At 57.7% G+C, this 22,023-nt stretch carries 24 protein-coding genes and 1 pseudogene; 13 read left to right on the top strand and 12 right to left on the bottom strand.

The genetic code is table 11. The features are described from left to right. Window positions 1-29: 29 nt before the first annotated feature. Together AB8B29_RS32030 and AB8B29_RS32025 are read left to right on the top strand one after the other, a co-directional pair. Window positions 30-1,553 (top strand): UxaA family hydrolase, encoded by a 1,524-nt coding sequence (locus AB8B29_RS32030; RefSeq protein ID WP_167669601.1) that lies wholly within the window; start codon window positions 30-32, stop codon window positions 1,551-1,553. Between the two features lie 17 nt (window positions 1,554-1,570). Further along, on the top strand, window positions 1,571-2,542 hold the full coding sequence (locus AB8B29_RS32025; RefSeq protein WP_047558341.1) for a GntR family transcriptional regulator: 972 nt from the start codon (window positions 1,571-1,573) through the stop codon (window positions 2,540-2,542). A gap of 12 nt (window positions 2,543-2,554) precedes the next feature. On the opposite strand, the gene AB8B29_RS32020 is transcribed toward AB8B29_RS32025, so the two are convergent. The 6 genes from AB8B29_RS32020 to AB8B29_RS31995 are packed head-to-tail and all read right to left on the bottom strand — an operon-like array spanning window position 2,555 to window position 8,046. Continuing rightward, on the bottom strand, window positions 2,555-3,253 hold the full coding sequence (locus AB8B29_RS32020) for a helix-turn-helix domain-containing protein (protein WP_131512112.1): 699 nt from the start codon (window positions 3,251-3,253) through the stop codon (window positions 2,555-2,557). Between the two features lies 1 nt (window position 3,254). Beyond that, window positions 3,255-4,052 (bottom strand): ABC transporter permease, encoded by a 798-nt coding sequence (locus tag AB8B29_RS32015; protein WP_047558335.1) that lies wholly within the window; start codon window positions 4,050-4,052, stop codon window positions 3,255-3,257. Beyond that, window positions 4,049-4,948 (bottom strand): ABC transporter permease, encoded by a 900-nt coding sequence (locus AB8B29_RS32010; RefSeq protein ID WP_092575691.1) that lies wholly within the window; start codon window positions 4,946-4,948, stop codon window positions 4,049-4,051. The genes AB8B29_RS32015 and AB8B29_RS32010 overlap by 4 nt, the downstream gene beginning before the upstream one ends. A 4-nt stretch (window positions 4,949-4,952) precedes the next feature. Beyond that, the gene (locus AB8B29_RS32005; RefSeq protein WP_052212396.1) at window positions 4,953-6,068 is read right to left on the bottom strand and encodes an ABC transporter ATP-binding protein; all 1,116 of its coding nucleotides are present in this window, start codon (window positions 6,066-6,068) and stop codon (window positions 4,953-4,955) included. Then, window positions 6,065-7,114 carry an ABC transporter substrate-binding protein gene (locus AB8B29_RS32000; protein WP_052212394.1) on the bottom strand — a complete coding sequence of 350 codons (1,050 nt, stop codon included), beginning with the start codon at window positions 7,112-7,114 and terminating at the stop codon, window positions 6,065-6,067. Before AB8B29_RS32000 ends, AB8B29_RS32005 begins: the two co-directional genes overlap by 4 nt. Further along, entirely contained in the window at window positions 7,111-8,046 is a 936-nt protein-coding gene (locus AB8B29_RS31995; RefSeq protein WP_047558332.1) for a branched-chain amino acid--2-keto-4-methylthiobutyrate aminotransferase, read from the bottom strand. Before AB8B29_RS31995 ends, AB8B29_RS32000 begins: the two co-directional genes overlap by 4 nt. A gap of 157 nt (window positions 8,047-8,203) precedes the next feature. Here AB8B29_RS31995 and AB8B29_RS31990 point away from each other — a divergent pair, with 157 nt between their 5' ends. From AB8B29_RS31990 to AB8B29_RS31945, 10 genes and pseudogenes are all read left to right on the top strand, one after another. After that, window positions 8,204-9,190, top strand: a complete 987-nt coding sequence (locus tag AB8B29_RS31990) for an aldo/keto reductase (protein WP_439006994.1) — start codon at window positions 8,204-8,206, stop codon at window positions 9,188-9,190. 4 nt (window positions 9,191-9,194) lie between these two features. Next, window positions 9,195-10,061 carry an amidohydrolase family protein gene (locus AB8B29_RS31985; RefSeq protein WP_439006993.1) on the top strand — a complete coding sequence of 289 codons (867 nt, stop codon included), beginning with the start codon at window positions 9,195-9,197 and terminating at the stop codon, window positions 10,059-10,061. Then, window positions 10,058-10,642: a DUF1349 domain-containing protein gene (locus tag AB8B29_RS31980; protein WP_047558329.1), complete on the top strand. Its 585-nt coding sequence runs from the start codon at window positions 10,058-10,060 to the stop codon at window positions 10,640-10,642. The genes AB8B29_RS31985 and AB8B29_RS31980 overlap by 4 nt, the downstream gene beginning before the upstream one ends. Window positions 10,643-10,651: 9 nt before the next feature. Beyond that, complete coding sequence (locus AB8B29_RS31975) at window positions 10,652-11,092, top strand: RbsD/FucU family protein (RefSeq protein WP_047558326.1); 441 nt, start codon at window positions 10,652-10,654, stop codon at window positions 11,090-11,092. 6 nt (window positions 11,093-11,098) lie between these two features. Then, on the top strand, window positions 11,099-11,539 hold the full coding sequence (locus AB8B29_RS31970) for a DoxX family protein (protein ID WP_245297576.1): 441 nt from the start codon (window positions 11,099-11,101) through the stop codon (window positions 11,537-11,539). Window positions 11,540-12,709: 1,170 nt separating this feature from the next. Further along, window positions 12,710-13,933: a cytochrome P450 gene (locus AB8B29_RS31965; protein WP_167669597.1), complete on the top strand. Its 1,224-nt coding sequence runs from the start codon at window positions 12,710-12,712 to the stop codon at window positions 13,931-13,933. Between the two features lie 7 nt (window positions 13,934-13,940). Further along, window positions 13,941-14,264 carry a 2Fe-2S iron-sulfur cluster-binding protein gene (locus AB8B29_RS31960; protein ID WP_092575693.1) on the top strand — a complete coding sequence of 108 codons (324 nt, stop codon included), beginning with the start codon at window positions 13,941-13,943 and terminating at the stop codon, window positions 14,262-14,264. Further along, the gene (locus tag AB8B29_RS31955; protein ID WP_092575696.1) at window positions 14,261-15,496 is read left to right on the top strand and encodes an NAD(P)/FAD-dependent oxidoreductase; all 1,236 of its coding nucleotides are present in this window, start codon (window positions 14,261-14,263) and stop codon (window positions 15,494-15,496) included. The genes AB8B29_RS31960 and AB8B29_RS31955 overlap by 4 nt, the downstream gene beginning before the upstream one ends. Beyond that, the gene (locus tag AB8B29_RS31950; RefSeq protein WP_245297577.1) at window positions 15,496-16,032 is read left to right on the top strand and encodes a MarR family winged helix-turn-helix transcriptional regulator; all 537 of its coding nucleotides are present in this window, start codon (window positions 15,496-15,498) and stop codon (window positions 16,030-16,032) included. Before AB8B29_RS31955 ends, AB8B29_RS31950 begins: the two co-directional genes overlap by 1 nt. A 96-nt stretch (window positions 16,033-16,128) precedes the next feature. After that, window positions 16,129-16,842, top strand: a pseudogene (locus AB8B29_RS31945) (IS6 family transposase). 105 nt (window positions 16,843-16,947) lie between these two features. Here AB8B29_RS31945 and AB8B29_RS31940 read toward each other — a convergent pair. The 6 genes from AB8B29_RS31940 to AB8B29_RS31915 form a co-directional block, all read right to left on the bottom strand. Further along, the gene (locus AB8B29_RS31940) at window positions 16,948-17,583 is read right to left on the bottom strand and encodes an NrsF family protein (RefSeq protein WP_092575698.1); all 636 of its coding nucleotides are present in this window, start codon (window positions 17,581-17,583) and stop codon (window positions 16,948-16,950) included. 102 nt (window positions 17,584-17,685) lie between these two features. Beyond that, window positions 17,686-19,014, bottom strand: coding sequence for an aspartate aminotransferase family protein (locus AB8B29_RS31935; protein ID WP_439006992.1), 1,329 nt, complete (start codon window positions 19,012-19,014; stop codon window positions 17,686-17,688). Next, complete coding sequence (locus AB8B29_RS31930; RefSeq protein WP_092575700.1) at window positions 19,011-19,274, bottom strand: hypothetical protein; 264 nt, start codon at window positions 19,272-19,274, stop codon at window positions 19,011-19,013. The genes AB8B29_RS31935 and AB8B29_RS31930 overlap by 4 nt, the downstream gene beginning before the upstream one ends. Next, entirely contained in the window at window positions 19,268-19,903 is a 636-nt protein-coding gene (locus tag AB8B29_RS31925) for an NrsF family protein (protein ID WP_092575703.1), read from the bottom strand. The genes AB8B29_RS31930 and AB8B29_RS31925 overlap by 7 nt, the downstream gene beginning before the upstream one ends. Then, window positions 19,900-20,457: a sigma-70 family RNA polymerase sigma factor gene (locus AB8B29_RS31920; RefSeq protein WP_047558310.1), complete on the bottom strand. Its 558-nt coding sequence runs from the start codon at window positions 20,455-20,457 to the stop codon at window positions 19,900-19,902. The genes AB8B29_RS31925 and AB8B29_RS31920 overlap by 4 nt, the downstream gene beginning before the upstream one ends. 108 nt (window positions 20,458-20,565) lie before the next feature. Further along, on the bottom strand, window positions 20,566-21,297 hold the full coding sequence (locus AB8B29_RS31915; protein ID WP_425350025.1) for a TetR/AcrR family transcriptional regulator: 732 nt from the start codon (window positions 21,295-21,297) through the stop codon (window positions 20,566-20,568). Between the two features lie 42 nt (window positions 21,298-21,339). Here AB8B29_RS31915 and AB8B29_RS31910 point away from each other — a divergent pair, with 42 nt between their 5' ends. Next, a complete protein-coding gene (locus AB8B29_RS31910) occupies window positions 21,340-21,993 on the top strand; it encodes a peroxiredoxin-like family protein (protein ID WP_092575706.1) in 654 nt (217 codons plus the stop codon). Window positions 21,994-22,023 lie beyond the last annotated feature (30 nt).

Raw genomic sequence — 22,023 nt, 5'->3', positions numbered from 1 at the left:
CAATACTCATTTGGGAGATATCGATGCCTGTGCATAAATCCGGCCCCTCGATCATCCGGCTGCATGATACGGACAACGTCGTCGTCGCGACGCGCCGGCTTGCGGAGGGCGAGAATATCGGTGAGGCTGTAACGTTAAGTGTCATTCCGAGCGGTCATAAGATTGCGATGCGCCCGATCCGGGAGAGCGAAGCGGTTCTGAAATACGGACAGGTCATCGGGTATGCGAGCCGAGACATCGCCGCGGGCGAGCAGGTTCACCTGCAAAATCTAGCCATGCTCGACAGCGCCGTTTCCCACGAATTTGCAATCGACGGCGGCCCAACGCCGCTCCTGCCGGAAAGTGAGCGCCGTACGTTCAAAGGCTACCTTCGTTCCACCGGTCTTGTCGGCACACGCAACTATATCGGAATTATCACCTCGGTGAACTGTTCGGCGACGGTCGCCAAGGCGGTTGCCGACTATTTCAAGACGAACGGCTTCGGCAATTACGCCAATGTCGATGGCGTTGTAGCGCTGACGCACGGGACAGGCTGTGCCATCCCCACCAATACGGAAGGCTTCACCTATCTCAGGCGTACGCTGAACGGTTACGCTCGCAATCCGAATTTCGCGGCGATCCTGATGATCGGCCTCGGCTGCGAGACGAATCAAATTAGCCATCTCGTCAAGGCTTTCGAGTTGGAAGAAGGCCCGCGCCTACGCACGATGACTATCCAGGGGCTGGGTGGCACGCGTAAAACCATTGAGGAGGCTGTCGGAATCATTCAGGAACTCCTCCCCGAGATCGATGCGGCGAACCGGACCGAGCAGCCGCTTTCGGGGATCAAGCTTGCCTTGCAGTGCGGTGGATCCGATGGCTATTCGGGCATCACCGCCAACCCGGCGCTGGGCTACGCCGCCGATCTGCTCGTCAAGAACGGCGGGACGGCAGTGCTCAGCGAAACCCCCGAGATCTACGGCGCCGAACATCTCCTGACGCGCAGGGCAGCCACTCCCGAGATTGCCGTAAAGCTGATGGCGCGCATCGACTGGTGGCGAAACTACACGGAAAAAAACGGCGCCGAGCTCAACAACAACCCCTCGCATGGCAACAAGGAAGGTGGGCTGACTACCATCCTCGAAAAATCGCTTGGCGCCGTTGCCAAGGGCGGCTCGATGCCACTGATGGCGGTCTATGAATATGCCGAGCCGATCACCGAGCCCGGTTTTGTTTTCATGGATACGCCAGGCTACGACCCGGTCGCCGTGACGGGCCAGGTTGCCGGCGGCTGCAACTTGATCGTCTTCACGACCGGCCGCGGTTCCGTCTCCGGTTTCAAGCCGGCGCCCTGCATCAAGGTTGCCACCAACAACGAGATGTACGAGCATATGAGCGAGGATATGGATATCAACTGCGGTGGCATCATTGACGGTAGCGATAGCATCCAGGCTGCCGGCGAACGCATATTCGAGAAGATCATTGCCATAGCTTCCGGCGACCGGACGCTGAGCGAGGGCTACAACTATGGTGACCTGGAATTCGTGCCTTGGCAAATAGGGGCGGTGACCTGAGACTGGGAAAGGATCGAATGACGCATCGCACTCTTGCCTATGAAGTCATCGCCGATAAACTGCGAAAGGCCGTGCTTTCAAAAAGCCTTCCGGACGGAACGGTCCTTCTCGAAGGTCCGATCGGGGCACTCTTCGACTCCAGCCGCTCGCCGGTCAAGAAAGCCTTGGTTACTCTCGAAGCCGAAGGGCTTGTGCGCCGCTTTGATGGCCGCGGCGTGCTGGCTGGTGCAGAAGGCGGGCCTCTGCGCATAAGGATCACGTCCGAAATGCTGGGCCTGGACGACGAAGGATCGGCAAGTCCCAAGACCTTCGCGTGGCAAAACTTCTACTACGACTTCGAAAACACCGTTATCCTGCGCGCGGTGTTCGGCCGCTTCAGGATCAACGAACTGGCGCTTGCCCGCCACTACAATGTTGGACGCACGGTTGCCGGCGACATTCTCAACCACGCCGCCGAGAGCGGTATCGTGGAACGTGACGAAAAATCCCGTTGGTGGATCAACCCGCTCGACGAGGAGCGCTTCCGAAACATCTACGAGGTGCGCCTGCTCCTGGAACCTGCTGCGCTGAAGAGCGCTATGCAACGCATTCCAGCTGACACGCTGGAAACGATGCGTCAGCGACTGATCGAAGTTTCAGATAGGTTCCCGCAAATCGCAAGTGCCGAACTCGACTCACTCGAGGAAGATCTGCACATCACCACACTGCAGTACAGCGCCAATGGAGAGATCCTCGAAGCGTTGAAGCGGACGCGTTGCGTACTTGTCGCCGGCAAGCACATCCAACGCGCGGTCCGCGGCACGCGACCCATCGACGCATTCATGGACGAGCATCTGGCCATCATGAACGCGATCGCCGCCGGCAACTATCCGCTCGCCGAGCAGGCATTGACGTCACACCTTCAAGCATCGAGCACGAAAGCCAAGGAGCGTCTGCAGGCCTATCTCGCCACCTCGAAGGGGACGCCGATTTCCTATGTGCTCGATTGACGTAGAAGCTCGTTACGCCTTTCCCTTTACCTGCTGCTCGGAGATGATCTGTTCCTTGATCACCTCGCGTAGCGTCTGTGCAAGGTTCGGCGTGGCGCTGGAGCAGCAGACCACAATCGAGCTGCTTGGCGCCTCAAGCGACATATAGCCGTGCTTCATTGTACTATCGAGATAGATGCTATCGCCCTCGTCCAGGTCGGTCGGTTCGTAATACTCGCTGAACAGCCTGACCTTGCCTTTGAGGACGAGAATAAACTCCTCCCCGACATGAGCCGTCAGCGGCCCCATCTGCTCCGGCGTTAACGCACGCACCTCAATATGGATCGGGATGATGCGCTTGTGGGCGACGTCGGAGGAGAGGTAACTGTAGCGGTAATATTGCCGGTCGAGTTGCTGCCCTTCAAGCTTGCGGCTGATGCTGCGTCGCGCAACGACGAGTGGCGGCGTAGGCTCATTGGACGACGAGTTCAGGAGGTCGCCAATCTCGACGCCGAGCCCGTGCGAAAGCTTGAGGATTGTATCAAAATTCGGCGAGATGTGGCCGTTCTCCACTTTGGAAAGAGTGGAGGTCGCGATTCCGGTCATTGAGCTGACTTCCGCAAGCGTCCATCCGTGGTAGGAGCGCCGGTCCTTCAGTAGCTTGCCGAGGTTTTTAACTTTCTCGTTCATGTCGTGCCGTGTTTTCCAATCTGGCCGGTGGCTTTCGTCCAAGTCATGATTTCCGCTCTATACTCTTTCGCAGCGACATAGCCCCGAGGGTCGCGAACAGAAACGTCACACAAAGCACAACCGAAACGAGCGCGTTGATTTCGGGAGTGAAGCCGGTCCGCATCATCGCCCAAAGCCGCATGGGAAGCGTTGTTTCCCCACCGACGAGAAAAAACGTTACCAATGTTTCGTCGAACGAGAGCGCAAATGCAAGTAGGGAACTTGTAACGAGCGCCGAGCGCAGTTGCGGAAATACAACGTACACAAAGGTTTCCCAACCATTTGCTCCGAGATCGCGCGAGGCTTCGATCTGCGAATCTTCGAGCGCATCGAGTCTGATAGAAATCATCCGGTAGATCACGGCCAGAATCAATACGACATGACCGGCGGTGACCGTGATCAAGCTGCGGTCGATCCCAATCTGTCGGAACGCGATCAGGAGAGAAATGCCGGTGATGATCGCGGGCAGCACGAAGGGTAGGAAGATCACGAACTCGACATAGGACTGACCGCGGCGCGCGCCGGTTTTCATGTAGTAGGCGAGGCCAAGCGAAATCGCGCTTGCTATGACCACGGCACAGACACCGACCATCAGCGAGTTGGTGAGCGCCTCTATGAGCTGCGAATTGCTAGCGACCTTGCCGTACCACTGCAGGCTGTAGTCCGACCAGTCGAGCTTGCGGTCCTTGATGCCGATGAAGGAGAGCAGGATGACGATAACGGCGGGCGCGTAGAGCACCGCAAAGGTGATGCCACCGACGATCCAGAGCAGGGTGACGGTGATGCGTTCGAGCAAGGTCATTTGATCCTCGCGGTGCGCGAAATGAGAGAAGCAAGCGCAATCAACGCCACGACTGCGAAAAGCAGCATGACGGCAAGCGCTGCGCCGAACGGCCAGTTGAAGGCCATGCCGAACTGGCTCCAGACGGCGCGGCCGAAGGTGAAGCCCTCGCTGCCGCCAACCATCTGCGGCGTTAGGTAGTCGCCAAGCGCAATCACCATGACGAAGAGCGCGGCAGCGATCGAGCCCGGCAGGCTGAGTGGCAGGACCACAGTCAGGAATATCTGCCCGGGCTTTGCCCCGAGATCGGCCGCCGCCGCGATCAGCGACGACGGAATGCGTTCCAGCGCCAGGAAGATCGGGAGGATGCCAAATGGCAGGTAGATCACCGCCATCGTCAACATAACCGCCGTCTGGTTGAAAATGAAAAGCCTGCTCGGCATGTCGATAACGCCGAGCGTCAACAGGGTCGAGTTCAGGAAGCCGTTGAAGCCGAGGATACTGCGCATCGCATAGATCTTCACCACATAGTTCATCACCAGCGGAAGCGCGCTCAGCAGCAGAAGGAGATAGCGCGCTGAGCCCTCCAGCCGCCAGATCAGATAGGAGAGGATGTATCCAAAGACGAGCGATATCAGCGCCACGATGAAGGCGAGCTTCAGCGTGCCGTAGAAAACATAGAGGTAGCTGCCGCTGGTGAAGAAAGCGGCGTAGTTGGCGAAGGTCAAGTCGCCCGTCAGCCTGCCGTTGTCCTGCTCCAGGAAACTCGACGCAAGAAACGAAACAAGCGGAAGCAAGATCATGACGGTCGGCAGGCCGTACACCAGCAGACTGGCAATGGGCTTGCCAAGGCCCCGCGTTGGTTTGGAGGGAGCTTGCGCGATGTCGATAGCGGAAGGGGAGGTGGCGATGCTCATGACCTCATCCTCTCGGCAGGAAGCTGACATCGGCTTCCGACCAACGCAGCATGACGTCGTTGCCCGCTGCAAGGCTTCGGGTCGATAGCGTCGTCGGTACTCTTACCTTGACGCGATGTTCGCCCGATGCACCGACGGATAGAGAAAGCTGTGTGCTCGCGCCCAGAAAAGTAATGGACTCAAGCCGCGCGCTCGCGATGCGCTCGTCGGATCGAAGGTCGCTGCCATCACAAAGCCGGAGGCTTTCCGGCCGGATCGCCAGCAGCAATTCGCCGTGCTGGCCCGCAGTGGCGGCATGCCTGCCGAGCGGACTTTCGATACTTGGTGCCGGTGGCAGTCCGCTGGCGACCGCCGGCAGAATGTTGTTCTCGCCGAAGAACTTAGCGACGAATTCGCTCTTAGGATTGTAGTAGATCTCCTGCGGCGTGCCGACCTGAACGAGATTGCCATGGTCCATCACGGCGATCCGGTCCGACATGGAGATAGCTTCTTCCTGGTCGTGCGTAATGAAGACGAAGGTCGTACAGATGCGCCGCTGCAACTCTTTGAGGAATTCCTGCATGGAGCGCCTGAGTTCTGCGTCGAGCGCAGCCAGGGGCTCATCGAGCAGGATTACTTGCGGCTCACAGACGATTGCGCGCGCTAGCGCCACGCGTTGACGCTGACCGCCGGAAAGTTCGGCCGGATATCGGCCTGCCTTATCGCCGAGGTTGACCGTACCGAGAACCGCTTCGACCCGCCGCTTGATCTCGCCAGCCGGCGTCTTGCGGATACGCAGGCCGTAACCGACATTGCGTGCCACCGTCATATGCGGGAACAGCGCATAGTCCTGAAACACTGTGTTAAACGGCCGTTTGTGGATGGGCACCTGCGCTATGTCGGTACCGCGCAGGAGGATTTTGCCTGCGGTTGGGCGCGTGAAGCCGCCGATCATCCGAAGGATGGTCGTCTTGCCCGAGCCTGAAGGGCCAAGGATGGTGAGAAACTCACCATCCCGAATATCCAGATCGACGGGGCTCAGCACGCCAATGCTTTTGTAGGATTTGGTTACCCCGACGAGCTGGATGACGTTCTGTCTCCCGGCGGCCAGATCTGCAGTATCGGAAAGCAGTGCGCTCATGGTTGTACCGGTGTCGCCTTGATCTCGTTCCAGACCTCGATACGTTTTGCAAAGTCCTCGGGCGCCTGCAGGAAGATCAGCTTGTCGGCATAGGTGAGGCCTGCATCGATGTTGACGGCCTGGTTTGTCGTGTTGCCATAGCCGGTTTTCGTACTGATGTAGGTGCCAACCGCGGGATCCAGCATTGCATTGATCCATGCGTGGGCGAGATCGAGATCGCGCGCCTTGGCGCTGATCGCCCAGCAGTCGATCCAGCCGATCGCACCTTCCTTCGGGATGACGAGACCGACATTGGCACCCTGTTTCTTCAGCATCGGTGCCTGCGGCTCGCCCATCGACATCATCAGATCGATGCCGCCCTGCGCGAAGATGCTGACTCCGTCATCGAAGCCGGCATAATAGCTGGCGACATTCGCCTTCTGGGCAAGCAGTTTCTTCTTCACCTGGTCGAACTGCTCATCGGTAAGGTTGAACGGGTCGCGGATGCCGAGCGTCAGCGCCGCCGTCACGATGGCGTTATTGGCGTCGTCCATGACAATGACGCGGCCCTTGTACTTTTCGTCCCAGAGCACTTCCCAGCTGACCGGCGGCGTATTGAACGTGTCGGCATTATAGATGAGCGGGATGGAGCCCCAGGCGAAGGGCGCGGCATAGGTCTTGCCGTCGAAGACGATCGCCGAGACATTCTTGAAAGCGCCGGCAAGGTTCTTGGCATTCGGCAGCTTCGAACTGTCGAGCGGCTGGATCAGCTTTTCCTGAGTAAGGCGCTTGTAGGAGGATGTCTCTATCGCAATCACATCGAAATCGGCGCCTTCCGAAGCCGTCATCTTGGCGAAGATCTCGTCGACGCTGCCGGTATAGCTGACGCTGACGGAGGCGCCGGTCTGCGCCTCGAATGCCTTGACCCACTGATCGTCTGCATAGCCTTCCCAGGTGAGCATCCGCAGCTCCTTGCCGGCCGCACGTGCTGGCCGGACTAAAGCCGGAGCAGCGAGAGCCCCGACGGCCACCGCAGTGGACGCGGTCAGAAATTCACGTCTTTTCATTTGCGTTCCCCTTCGAACGAAGTTGTTTTGATTGAATAATCGACCGGTGTCTGATGCCATCCAGCTTTATGCTGTTTCCAGTAGGACGACTTGAGCCTGAGGCTGACCCCGCCCGGTCTGCCGTTGCCCATGATGTGGTCGCCGATCCTCGATACGGGCATCACGCCGCCCGCCGTCGTCGTGCAGAACATTTCGTCCGCCGATGCCAGATCATCGCTGGTCAGAGGTGCGATGCGGGCTGGAATGCCGAGCATTCCGCACAATTCCAGCACGGAACGGCGGGTAATGCCTTCGAGCACTCCGCGATCCGGCGTCAGCACTTCGCCGTCCTTGACGATGAAAACGTTGAAGCCCGGCCCCTCGGTCACGAACCCTTCCGCATCCAGGAGCACCGCCGTGTCCGCGCCGGCGTCATGGGCTTCGAAGAGACCGCGGGTCAGATCGCCCCAATGGTAGTTCTTGATGGTAGGATCGATCGATGCGGACGCGATGCGCGGCACGGAAGCAATATGCAGATGTGCTCCTCTCTCCTGCACATCGAGCGGGATCACGTCGATCCACGGGATCGCGTAGACGATCAGCTTGTTGTCGCAATCCTGCGGGCGACGGGATCCGAAAATCCGCGGCCTGCCACGTGTGCAGATCATCGCGACATAGGAGTCACGCAGGCCGGACAAAGCGACGCACCGCATGGCAATCTCGCCGATCTCGGCCATAGAAGAAGGCGGCGAAAGGCGCAGTCCCTTCAATGAGCGCTCGAACCGGTCGAGATGATCCTGCAGACGAAAGAAAGCGCCGTCGCGGACATGGACGACGTCATAGGTCACGTCGGAGCGGGTAAAGCCCCAGTCGAGAACAGAAATCGCAGCTTCACCGGCCGGGACGAATTTCCCGTCAGAAAATGCAGCACCTTTTGAGAAGTCGGCAGTCATGTTGAGGTCTTCTATGCTCGAAACCGATGTTCAGAAGCTGACAAAATCTTTGCGCATATGCAAGTTAATTTTCTCAAAAGAAATTTATTGACACAACGGAAAGAGAATGAAAATTAAAAGCAAGCTGGATTTCCTGCGCTTTTCGGATGGAATTTTCATGAAAGAAAAATTTGAGAAACGACGCCTTGGCACCACGAAGCTGGAGGCGACCACGCTCGGTCTCGGCACGACGGCAATCGGAGGCCTCTATTCCGCGACTAGCGAAAAGTCCGCTGAACAGACAATGGAAACGGCTTGGCAACTCGGCGTTCGCTTTTTCGACAGCGCGCCGCAATATGGAAATGGTATGGCCGAACAGCGCCTGGGCGCGTTTCTCAAAACCAAGTCACGCAACGACTATGTGCTCTGCACGAAGGTCGGCCGTCTGCTCCGCCTGCCCGAGAAACCGGAGGGCGAAGACGCTTATTACAAGGGCACGCCGCCGGAGCGCCCAGTTTTCGATTTCAGCTATGACGGCGTGATGATCTCTATCGAAGAGAGCTTGAAGCGCCTCGGCGCCGACCGCATTGACGTGCTTCATATTCACGATCCGGATAATCACTACGCCCAGGCTATCGACGGCGCCTACAAGGCGCTCGACAGATTGCGCAGCGAGGGCACGATCGGCGCGGTTGGCGCCGGCATGAATCAGAGCGAAATGCTTGCCGAATTCGCCCGCAACGGCAATTTTGACTGCTTCCTGCTTGCTGGCCGCTACACGCTGCTGGAACAGGGAGCACTTGCCGATTTCCTGCCGCTTTGTGTCGAGAAGAACATCTCCGTCGTTATCGGCGGCGTCTATAACAGCGGATTGCTGGCTGATCCAAAAACGGGCGCGAAGTTCAACTATCAGGACGCGAACCAATCGCTGATTGACAGAGCGCTGCGGCTAGAGGCGGTCTGCTTGAGCCACGGTGTACCGCTGAAGGTGGCGGCGATCCAGTTTCCGCTCGCCCATCCGGCCGTTGCAAGCATCCTGACAGGCGCCCGCAGCCCCACGGAGATGGAGGAGAACGCAACCCATTTCCGTCAGCCGATACCAGCTGCGCTCTGGCAGGACTTGAAGGCTGAGTGCCTTATCGCCGCCGAAGCGCCGACAGCGTGAGCCGATGATGCCGAACCGAGTTATAGACGCTCACCAGCATTTCTGGAATCTCGCGACGGGAACCTATCCATGGATGGCAGGCGATGAGTTGAAGCCGCTGCGTCGCGACTACGGCCCCGCCGAGCTGATGCCGCTGATGGCCGCGTCGGGCGTCGATGCAACCATTCTCGTGCAATGCCGCCACGATCTCGAAGAGACGCGCGATTTCCTGTCGATAGCCGACAAGTACAGCTTTGTCGCAGGTGTCGTTGGCTGGGTTGATCTGCAGGCCGAGGATATCGCTGAACAGCTAACGGCATGCCGGTTGCTTCCGGGCGGACAGCGTCTCGTCGGTATCCGTCATAATGTCCATGACGAACCGGATGCGGACTGGCTTCGCCGCCCTGCCGTTCATCGAGGCATTGCCGCAGTCTTCGAGGCAGGGCTCGCCTTCGATCTCCTGGTGCGCACGCGTGAGCTGCCCGCTGCAATAGATCTCGTGGGTCATTTTCCGAACGGACGTTTCGTGCTCGACCACATGGCCAAGCCGCCTATCGCGTCAGGCTTTTCGACCTCCTGGCATGCCGCCTTTAAGGAGTTGTCCGAACACGGCAACGTCTGGTGCAAGGTTTCCGGCCTCGTGACAGAGGCCAACTGCCATCGCGCGGCGCCCGTAGATTTTGACCCCTATATAAAGATCGCCCTCGAATGCTTCGGCCCCGACCGAGTGATCTTCGGCTCCGACTGGCCGGTTTCCACGCTGGCCGCCTCCTATGCCGAGGTCAAGGCCATTGCCTCCCGGCTGTCATCGACGGGGCCTGGCGTCGCCGATCGCTTCTTCGAGCGCAACGCAATCGACGCTTATCAACTTTCAATGGACGGAACGAAATGACCATCGATTTCAGAAACGGCACATGGCTGAACGCTCCTGCAAGCGCAGAGGCCCTTGACACTAGCCTGACCATGACAACAGACCAGAAGACTGATTTCTGGCGCGAGACCTATTACGGTTTCACTCGCGACAGCGGCCATTTCCTGGGCTTCCCTTCGGCGGACGGTTTCACGGCAAAGATCCGCATCCAGGGCGAGTTCCGGACGCTTTACGACCAGGCTGGCCTGATGGTCCGGATCGACGAAAAGCGCTGGGTCAAGACCGGCGTCGAATTCACCGATGGCGAGCTGTTCCTTAGCACGGTCATTACCGACGGCAAGTCGGACTGGTCGGTGTCGCAGCCCTTCAAAGAGCTTGAGGACTTCTACATTCGTATCACGCTTGCCAAGGGCGCGATGCGCGTCCAGGCATCGCGCGATGGCAGCTTCTGGCCGCTGCTTCGTCTCGCTCCCTTCCCCATCGCGGATACCTACCAAGTCGGCCCAACCGCCTGCACGCCAGAGCGTAGCGGCCTAAACATCCGCTTTTCGGAATTTGAGATCGGCCCGGCCATCACCAAAGACCTTCACGACCTGACCTGAGGATTGACCATGCTCATTGGTATCGACCCCATCCTGAATGCAGATATACTCCACGCGCTTCGCGCGATGGGTCACGGCGACGAGATAGTGATTGCTGACGGAAGCTTTCCCGCCCAGACCCTTGCCAAGCGCCTAATTTGCATGGAGGCCGCCGACCTTCCTCGCATGCTCAAAGCCGTGCTTTCTGTCATGCCGGTCGACGAATCCGAACCTGATCCAGTTGTCGGAATGGAGGTGATCGGCGAGCCCGATGCTATCGTCCCGGCCCATGAGGCAATCCAGAATGCGCTCGACACGCTTCCGGACGCGGCCATCAAGCTTACACGCGTTGAGCGCTTTGCATTCTATGAGCGGGCGAAAGAAGCCTTCGCCATTATTGCCACCGGTGAGACGCTGTTTTACGGCAACGTAATCATCCGAAAAGGGACTGTGAATCTAGCAGGTAACTGATCATTGATGATCAGCAGCACTAAGCTTTTCCAGCAGGTAATTTATTTGATGATCAAAAAACTCACAGGCCTCCAACCAGGAGTATTAAGCATAACTCGGATTGTAATGGGACTTATAGTCTTCTCATTCGGGACCGCAAAAATATTTCATTTTCATGCTGGCGAGTTCATGCCTGCTTTCGGTTCACCGGAATGGGTTGCGGGCCTAATCGAACTTACCGTTGGGCTTTGCTTCCTGATCGGGGTCTTCACCCGACTATCCGCCTTCATTCTTTCCGGCCTCATGGCGGCCGCATACTTCACCGCGCACCTTCCTGTCAGTTTTTTTCCCACGGAAAACGGCGGTTACACCGCCGCCAGTTGGAGCTTTGTTTTTCTTTACTTTGCTACTTCGGGCGGCGGCCCAGCAAGTCTCGACGCTATGCTGTCAAAACGCGCAAACGGCTAACTGAGCCAAGCCAATTGGGCGTCAGCCGGACACCTGTGCGCAAAGCATTGATCCGTCTTGCCAGGACTTATCGACATCTTGCCGCAACGTGGGAGTTTTGTGGCGCCAATCAATATCGGCGATATCGAGGAAGCCCAGTTCGTCCGGGAGCGATTGGAGGTTGCGATAGTCAAGCGCTCGGGAGAAGATCCGGTTCCTTGTTCTCGATCCCACAGACGATCCCACAGTATTGGGCCAGAAGGGTCTTCAGATGAGCTTGATCGGGAAGGCTGAGATAACGACCCGATCCTTGAAATCTATGCTCCTGCGTTTGCTGTTTCGGCTTCTCAATGATTATGTCAGTTGACAACTCAACTAGCTTAAGCTTTATTGGCGATGAGTTGCGAACACAACTCGTGCGACCTGAGGAGTGCTCGCATAGACATGGATTTGGGAGGATCACATGCAAATCTTCACGCGTGCAGCCTTGGCGGCTGCTATTGCCGCGGTTTGTTCCAGCGTTAGTTCGGTCGACACAGTCGGGGTTGGCGCCATTGCGTAATTCTCAGGCCACCTCGCCATGTAAGGCAACCATTACGGGGAAGCCGTCGAGACCTATCTCGCTAGGCATGGAAAGCAGGCTGGCGAGCACAAGACCGAATCACCTACAAGGACGTCGGCGGCCCCAATCTTGGCCTTGAGAACCAGCAACTGCTGATCCGGGAAGAGACCGACCATCTGGGTTAGGCCAGGTACGCCAAATACGCGACATTTTTCCGTCACTCGCGGCGGAGGAAAATATCCCCTCAGTCCTACACGGAATCACGTCGCTCGTTGAAGCCTTTCCGAAACTGAAAGATCGCCGAAAGATTGGGGCACGCAGCTTTCAAGGAGCGAGCAGCAGATGCTGGCATTGCGCGGACGCTGATGATGGCACCGGAAGTCGTGCTTCTCGACGAGTCACTCGAGGCGCTTGGGATCATCCGCGATCGATCGATGCAAGTTTCCAAGCGCTGGCGGCGGATGGAAGACGAACCGTGGTGTCGAGCAACACGCCGCGGCGGCGTTGTGATCGCAAGCCTCGCCATCGTCATCACAGCGACGGGGAGCCGACGCGCTCAAAAGACGATCGAAACTACTGGGACGCCACATCGGCGTCGCTTACGCCTGACCTGCGGAGGAGGTAAACTCATGAACATGATTGAAGGCCATATGACGTTCGAGCCATCCTCTGGCATCCCGGTATGGGACGTGGATCCATACGCTGAAGATGTGCTCCTCGATCCCGCAGCCTACTTTGCGGAGTTGCGTGCGCGGGGACCGCTCGTTTACATCTCGAAGTGGTCGGTCCTCGCAACGGGGCGTTACGAGGAGACGCGCGAGATCTTCTCCGATCACACACGTTTTGTCTCGTCCCGCGGCGTCGGTCTTAACGACTTCAAGTGTGGCAAGCCCTGGCGACCACCATCGATCATATTGGAAGTCGATCCGCCGGATCATACGAAGACGCGCAAAGTCATGGCGCGTGCGTTGTCGCCAAAGGCAATCGCCGGATTGAAGGATGAGTTTCGTCAGAATGCCGAGATGATCATCGACGGTTTGATCGAGCGCGATAGCTTCGAGGCTGTCGCCGATTTGGCCGAAGCCTTCCCCGTCGCGGTATTCCCGAAAGCTGTCGGCATGCTGGACAGTGATCGGCGTAAGCTCGTCGATTACGGGGCCATGGTATTCAACGCGCTGGGTCCCGATAACAAGTTCAGGCGCAACGCGATGGCAATGGCTCCGGACATCGTGCCGTGGATTTCGGCCGCCTGCGCTCGCGACCGCCTGACCAAGAATGGACTGGGCGCATTGATCTACAGCGCAGCGGACGATGGCGAGGTGACGGAAGACGAAGCAGCCATGCTTGTTCGCTCATTCCTCTCCGCCGGCGTGGATACCACCGTCACGGGGATCGGCAACGCCTTGTGGTGTCTGGCATCCAATCTTGACGAATACGAAAAGCTGAAAGCAGATCACTCTCTGGCGCGTGCATGCTTCGAAGAGGTTCTTCGCTTTACGTCGCCCGTCCATACGTTTGCTCGCACGGCCAATCAGGATACCGAGGTCGCGGGTCACTTTGTTGGCGAGGGAACCAAGATCCTGTGTGTCTTAGCGTCCGCAAATCTGGACCCACAGAAATGGGGCGATCCGGAAGTCTTCCGGATCGATCGAAAGCCCGTAGGTCACATGGCTTTCGGAGCAGGCATTCATGGCTGCGTTGGCCAGAACTTGGCGCGTCTTGAACTGGAAACTGTTCTCACTGTTCTCGTCGAGAAGGTCGCACGCGTGGAGTTCGCCGGCGAGGCCGTATGGCGCCCCAACAATGCCATCCACGCGCTCGACCGCATGCCGCTTCGTTTCATTGCTAGATAGGGCTGCCATGACTAAGATTTTGTTTATCTCCCACGACGGCAGGGAAACTGCCGTGGACGCCGCCGACGGAGACAATGTCATGCGGGCGGCACTTGCCAATGACGTAGATGGCATCGTCGCCGAATGCGGCGGATCAATGATGTGCGCCACCTGCCATTGCTATGTTGATGAAGCATGGTTGGAGGCAGTCGGCGATCGTGCCGATGGTGAAGAGGATATGTTGGAGAGCGCTGCCTGCGAAGTGAAGCAGACAAGCCGCCTTTCCTGTCAGATCCGCCTACGGCCGGAGCTTGATGGTCTCATCATTCACCTGCCGGAGAGCCAGACATGAGCCATGGGGTCGTCATCATCGGAACCGGCCAGGGCGGCTTCCAATTGGCTTCCAGCTTGCGGCAGGAAGGATATAGATTGCCGATCACCATGATCGGCGATGAGGAAGCCCTCCCCTACCAGCGACCACCTCTTTCCAAGTCATATCTGAAGGACGGGCGTGCCGAGCTCGTACAACTACGACCGGCGAGCTTCTTTGAGCGAAGCGAGATCGAGCTGATAGCGCCAGAGCGGGTGATCGGCATCAACAGATCGTCCCAAACAGTTGAGACTTCGACAGGCAGGACTGTGCCTTATCAAGATTTGATCCTTGCCACCGGTGCGCGCAACTTTGTACCTCCCATACCGGCGTTGGACGCCGGTAATGTCTACAGTCTCAAAACGACAGGGGACGCGGACCGGCTCCGCGATGCTCTCACCGTACCACGGAAGGTGATCGTCATCGGTGGGGGCTTCATCGGCCTCGAATTTGCTGCGGTCGCTGTCGCTGCCGGTCACCACGTCACAGTGGTTGAAGCGGCATCAAGGCTTATGGCGCGAGCGGTTTCGGAAGCAATGTCTGAGACATTTCGCAGATATCATGAGCAAATCGGCACCGAACTCATCTTGGGTGCCTCCGTGGTCGAAGTCGAAACAGGTCACAATGGTCTGGCATGCGGCGTCCGGCTTTCCGACAGTCGCAGTATCAAAGGCGACATGATCCTGCTTGCCGCAGGCGTCCGTCCCAACACTGAGCTCGCCGAAACTGCAGGTCTTCAGGTTAACAACGGGATCGTGGTCGACAGAGCACTGATGACGGCGGACGCATCAATTTCGGCTTTGGGCGATTGTGCAGCCTTTCCCTGCCCCACTTCAGGGACCCTCATAAGGCTTGAATCGGTACAGGCAGCAACCGATCACGCCCGTACCATCGCCATGCGGATTACCGGCAAGAGCATGGCGTACAACGCCTTGCCTTGGTTCTGGAGCGACCAAGGAAGCCTGAAGCTCCAGATTGCAGGTCTCGGTCAGTCGGCGGACGATGACGTCTCGGTGGAACGGCCAGGTGGGCGACAGCTTGTTTTTCGGTTCAAGATGGGCAAATTAGTGTGCCTTGAGACAATCAATGCCGCGGGCGAACATATGGCCGCAAGACAGCTTCTTCGACATCCGAATGGTGTGTCGCTGGACGCGCTCGCAGCTCGGGACTTCGACATTGTCGGCCTAGCAAAGGCGCTGAAAGAAACTGCCTGATGGATCGAAATGAGATGCGCGAGAAGCTTCAAGGTGCCGAACCCGATGCGATTTGCCCTGAGGCCCGGATCTCCCACCCGACAACGCTACGAGACGGGGTCGAGATTCTCGACATCACCAACTACATCCCGTTCTTTCTCTCGAGCATCAACAATGCGCTCTCGCGTGGTGCGTCGGCTATATATCGTGAACGATTTGGCATTGGCATTACGGAGTGGCGGACGATCGCGATGCTTGCCGTAGAACCCGAAATCACGGCCGCAAGGATCTGTGAGGTCGTGAATCTGGACAAAGCTGCAGCCAGTCGTGCTTTGGCGACGCTCGATGAAATGGGCTTGCTCGGTTCGGTCACGTCGGAAAAGGACCCTCGTAAGCGGATCTGGTGGCTTAACGATAAAGGCTACGAACTCCACGCAACGGTCATCCGCATTGCCCTGGCGCGAGAAGACGCGCTGATAAAAGGCGTTGACCCGCAAGACCTCGAAGCAGCTATTCGCGCAATGCGGATCATGATGAGGAACGTGAGAACGATTTAGAAGCGAGTGAGACACCTGCTTTTGGTCTTAAGCAGATGCGGACGGGTGGCGTCGCCTTAACCGGCTGGTTGGAGCTGACTTGATATTGGGGTTTTCATGACCGAAGCCCCGCATACCCACTTCAGACGCCACCGGTTTCCTGCTGAGATCATTGCCCATGCGGTATGGCTCTATTATCGGTTCCCGCTGAGCCTTCGCGACGTCGAAGATCTGTTGGCTGAGCGCGGCATCTCCGTCACGTTTCAGACCGTCGCGGAATGGGCGGCGAAATTCGGCTTGAAGTTCGCTCATCAGCTCCGGCGCCGCACACGAGGCCACTTTGCCGACAAGTGGCAACTCGATGAGATGGTGGTGACGATCAAGGGAGAGAGGTACTGGCTGTGGCGCGCCGTCGATGCAAACGGTTACGTCCTCGATGCCCTGCTTCAAAGCCGAAGGAACAAGGCAGCAGCGCTACGTCTGATGCGCAAGCTGCTCAAGAGCCAAAGTACCACCCCGCGGGTGCTGGTGACTGACAAGCTGCGTTCCTATTCGGCGGCAAAGGCCGAGTTGATGCCGGGCGTAGAGCATCGCTCGCACAAGTGATTGAACAACCGTGCCGAAAATTCTCATTTGCCGCTACGGCGCCGAGAGCGGCGAATGATGCGCTTTAAGTCAGCGCGGCAATGTCAACGTTTCATCTCGGTCCATGGCCATGTCGCCAACCTCTTTCAGCTTCACCGGAAACATCTCTCTGCCGCAGACCACCGCCAGCTCCGCGCCACCGCCATCACCACTTGGCGTGAAATCGCATTGTCGACTGTCCTATGAAATGCGCCTGACAAGCACTCAAGACGTCGGCGATCGGTTAAGGCGACGCCACCGCCTCAAATCCAACTAGGAGTGGAGGTTTGTGATCAGTTAGTCGGTGGCAAGCTACCAGTGTAGCCACCGATGCCCGGAAAAAAATCCAATGGTTGCAACCAGCATTATAGCAAGTGGATACCAGGCAGCGACGAACAAAGGACTGTCGTCGAAGCAATTCGAAGCATAGAGGGTGGCAGCAATGCCCGCCGATGCCAAACCGGCAACGGCGCCGGCAATACCGGGGCTTTCGGGAGCGCCATTTCGCATCGCAAGAAAAAGGGGAACGGCCGGAAAAAGCGACAGGGCAGGAATAATCGTTATACAATGCAGCGCATTGTGGCCGATCAATTTTTCAGTCCAATCTGAAGCGGGGGTCACGTAGAGCTCAACCGCCACCGCGCCGAGAAGTAGTGCAGGCGCAACCAACAGAAACCAGCGCCGGCCACCTGGATTACTTCCTGGCCGTATCGTCGCTCCAATGAGCGAAACCGCGGCTCCGAATAGAGACAGGGTCACGAAAAACTTAAAAATAAATCTGACGGTCTCGACGGCGTGTCCAATGTCATGTCTAAACCCCAACGTCGAGAAAAATGCGATCGCTGCGAGAAAGGCGCCGCCGGTGGTTGCGATGAACAACGCCCTGGAGATGTTAACGGGACGACGGGTATCTTCCGATATCAGATTTATCAGGTCTTCCGTCTTCACACCAACACACTCCTAACTTCAAATGTTAGACCAGCCAGTTGCTTATATGGCGTCGCCGGTCCGGTCGATCAATCACTCGGCTGCGCCATTTAGCCGCCAGACTTAGAGAATTTCAATTAGGACATCGTGTAACGTCGAAACGATCTGGTCTATCTGGCCTGTCTCGATAATAAGTGGCGGCGAAAGCGCGATGATATCCCCAGTCACGCGCGTGAGCACGCCCTTGTCGAAGGCCCTGACGAACACCTCATACGCTCGTGTGCCGATCGCGTCAGCTCGTGACTGTAATTCGATGCCGGCGATGAGCCCGACGGTCCTGATATCGATGACATGGGGAAGGTCGCGCAGGCCGTGAATGGCTTCGCGCCATTCTGTGGCGAGATGTCCAGCACGCCGCAGCAAACCCTCTTCCTGGTAGATATCGAGCGTTGCGAGGCCCGCAGCGCACGCGACCGGATGGCCGGAATAGGTGTATCCGTGGAACAATTCGATGACATGGTCAGGACCTGTCATCAGCGCATCGTGGATCTTGCGGCTTGCAAAGACGGCTCCCATCGGCACGGCACCATTGGTCAGGCCCTTCGCGGTGCTGACGAGATCGGGTTCGACACCGAAATATTCGGTGGCAAACGGCGTACCAAGCCGACCGAAGCCGGTGATCACCTCATCAAAGATCAGCAGAATGCCGTGTTTGCGCGCGATGGACTGCAGTCGCTCGAGGTACCCGCGCGGCGGCACCAATACACCGGTCGATCCAGCGACGGGCTCGACGATCACTGCGGCGATGGTCTCTGCTCCATGCAGCGCGACAAGGCCCTCGAGATCATCTGCCAGTTCAACACCGTGCTCCGGTTGTCCCTTTGAAAACGCGTTTCGATCAAGATCGTGCGTGTGACGCAGATGATCTGCGCCTGGCAGCAACGGATAGACCCGCCGGTTGTTGAGTATCCCACCGACCGACAGGCCGCCGAATCCGACACCATGATAACCACGCTCCCGACCGATAAGACGCGTGCGGGTTCCCTGCCCTATTGCGCGCTGATAGGCGATCGCAATTTTCAACGCCGTTTCGACCGATTCGGATCCGGAACTCGTAAAGAACACCCGATCCAGACCCGCCGGAGCAATGTCTCCCAAACGCCTCGCAAACTCGAATGCGATCGGGTGCCCCATCTGAAACGACGGAGCGAAATCGAGATCGCTCAACTGACGGTGGACCGCATCTGCTATGCGCTCCCTTCCATGGCCGGCATTGACGCACCAGAGTCCGGCCGTACCGTCCAGTATTTTGCGGCCGTCGGTATCCTCGAAATACATGCCCTTAGCGGAGGCGAGCATTCGCGGCGCGGCCTTGAACTGTCTGTTGGCCGTAAACGGCATCCAGAAATTGTCGAGGCTCGGCTCGTTCGAGCCACGCGATGTTACTGTCATGATGTCTCCCAATTGGCATGCCGCTGTCTCGATGAAGCCCGCCTCAGGCGTGCCTCAGCTTTCCGCTCGAAGTATCTGCATTCCTCAGTCACCGGAAAACGCATCAGCAACTCGTCGAACTGGGGAGCGCTCTCCTCCGAAAAATCAGGCCAAGTCAGAAAATCAAACGACTCGACAAAATCGCGGCCTGCATTGAGCGGTCGTGCCATGGCTGGCCATTGGTCTTCGTCGCTCGCAATGCACGAGGTGGAGGTCACCATTTCAGCATCTTTTGCCCGAACAGCGCACCTACGGCGCAAACCACGGCGATCGCCATTGGATACCAGAACATGACGAAAAGCGGGCTGTCGTCATTGCAGTTGGCCGCATAGAACGTTGCCGCGATGCCGGCCGAAACCAGCCCGGCGACCGCTCCGGCAACCCCCGGTCGCTCTGGCGCGCCATGCCTCATCGCATAAAGAAAACACGCCAATGGGAACGCCGACAGTGATGGAATAATCGTCAGACACAGCCTGGCATTGTGCCCAATCATTCGCGCTTCCCACGTTGAGCTAGGCATGACGAGGAGTTCAAGGGCAACCGCACTTGCGACCAAGGCAACAGGTAGGCACAGCCACCAGGCCCACGGGCCAAGAGATGTCCCAGGTCTGCCAATCTGGAGCAGCAACGAGCCAGCGGTAATTGCCAACGCGAGGGTGATCACGAACTTGAACAGAAAACGCACGCTTTCGACCGCCGTGTCGATATCGACGCGAAATCCGATAAATCCAAAGAACGCAGCGCCGGCGATAATGGTCGCTGCTATCGCCGCATGAAAAAGCGCCTGACTAAGGTTGATACGAACAGGGGCATCGTGGGCAAGAAGCGCAATGAGGTCGTTGGTCTTCATATTGCCCGCTCCGAATACAATGCAGCCAACGCCTTCAACGCGCGATGCAAAGACACCCGAACCGCCACCTCTGTCATATTGAGGCGATTGGCCGTTTCCCGGACGCTCGTTCCTTCGATCGAGATCGCATGGACGATCGTTCTTTGCGGATCCCTCAGTTTGGCCAGTATTTGCTCCACATCCATCCGATCGGAGGCGCTCAGCCGTTCATCGCTCGCCAGCGTCGCCTCGACATCTTCTAACGGGATGCTGATCTGCCGCCCGCGTCGCCTAAGGCTGTCGATAAGTTTGTTGCGCACCAGCACTGAAATCCACGGTCCCAGCGGCCGGGCCGGGTCCCAGGTTCCTCGTTTGAGATGAATTGCCAACAGTACTTCCTGGACCACGTCCTCGACCTCGCTTGTGGGCGCGCCGAATTGGTCACAGCGTCTTCGAGCCATAACCCGCACATGCGGAGTGATCGCAGTCAGCAGCTTGTGATAGGCCCGGCTGTCACCCGCAATTGCGGACTGCATCCACGAAGCCCATTCCTGTTCACGCGCCGGGTTTATCATCCGACACATCCTTTTTCGCCGAGTTGCGCGTAATTGTTACATGCGCCGCGTGGTTTTTTTTGTGGCTTGCACGTGGAGAGACGAAGCCCACGGTCGTCGAGAGATTGTTCAGGCAAATGACTGGTCCAACTGCTGTTTTGATTCTGGTTCGAGCATCGCAAAAACCGGCCTGATCAGCCCCTCAAGCAGGTTTTTTTCAGGGCGCGTTCGGGCAAGCACCCGGATGCCCAAAAGTGTTCCGAGCAGGGTACCGGCCATATCGGTTGCGGACTGGCGTCGGTCAATTGAACCGTCGTTCTGGCCGGCCTCAATGCAGCGTCGGAAAAACGCCTCGACCTGGGAAAGCACCCCGCTGACCACTCGTTGGAATTCCTCGTCATGCGGAGCCACTTCAAGGGCAGAGTTGACCAGCATGCAGCCTTTTCGTTTCGTATCGCTGAGTGACCGGTCGATAATTTCGTGGAAGAAGGCCTGTATCGCATCGCGGGGCAGCCTTTTCTCGAAACGTCCGACCCGATCCCCGAAACTCTGCTCGACGTAGAAATCCAAGGCTCGTCGATAGACAGCTCGCTTGTCTCCGAACGCGTTGTAGATGCTCGCAGTCGTCAGACCCATCGCCTGAGCGAGATCGCGAATTGAGGTTGCTTCATATCCTCGCTCCCAGAATTGCTCTACCGCTAGCTGCAGCACCTTGTTTTCGTCGAATTCTCTTGGCCGGGCCATATGCCTGTCTCGCGGAAAGTTGATCGGTCTTCCAAGCATAGCCGGGAAACTTGGCTGGATACTTTTTATAACAAATGATTTAAAACGCAATCGCGCGCCGTTCACGTTGGTGTACATTTTCGATCACGCTGTTTTCCGCACAGGGAGGGGAACGATCAGATGGATCTTGAGCAGGAACTTGCCGACTACAACGCAAGGTTCGAGGCAAGCGCCGCTCCAGGCGCGGCGGCATTTCTCAATGCCAAGGTCAAGGAACTGACCGCCAGTTTTCCCTTTGACCGGGTACCCAAGCCTGGCGACCTGGCTCCGGAATTTACGCTGCCGGGCGCCGGAGGCGAGGCCATATCACTGCTGGAGACACTTTCAGGCGGTCCGGTCGTTCTTACTTTCTATCGAGGCGCCTGGTGCCCCTACTGCAATATCCAGCTGGCAGCTTACGAACGTGCTCTGCCGGAGATCGCAGAAGCAGGTGGATGTCTCCTCGCCATTTCGCCCCAGAGACCAGACGGCTCCTTGTCAATAACTGAAAAAAACAACCTCACCTTCGATGTGCTCAGCGATATCGGCAACGTCGTCGCGCGGAAGTTTGGTCTGGTTTGCCGAATGCCCGAGGATCTGAAGGGCGCTCATGCCTCCCTTGGGATCGATTTGGCTGCAATCAACGGCGACAACAGCTGGGAACTCCCGATCCCCGCAACTTTTGTCATCGGTCGCAATGGCCGCGTCGTCCTGTCCCATGCGGAAGCAGACTATCGCAAGCGCTTGTCTTCCGAGGCCATAGTTGACGCTTTGAGGGAAAAAGCGCCTGCCTGAGGCGTCCGATGCGAGTTTCAACGAGAACGA

Source organism: Rhizobium sp. 11_C7_N12_5, from assembly GCF_051811145.1.
In the GTDB taxonomy this organism is placed as follows: Bacteria; Pseudomonadota; Alphaproteobacteria; order Rhizobiales; family Rhizobiaceae; genus Rhizobium; species Rhizobium lusitanum.
The sequence above is the reverse complement of the archived record's forward strand: the minus strand, read 5'-3'. Positions and strand labels throughout refer to the sequence as shown.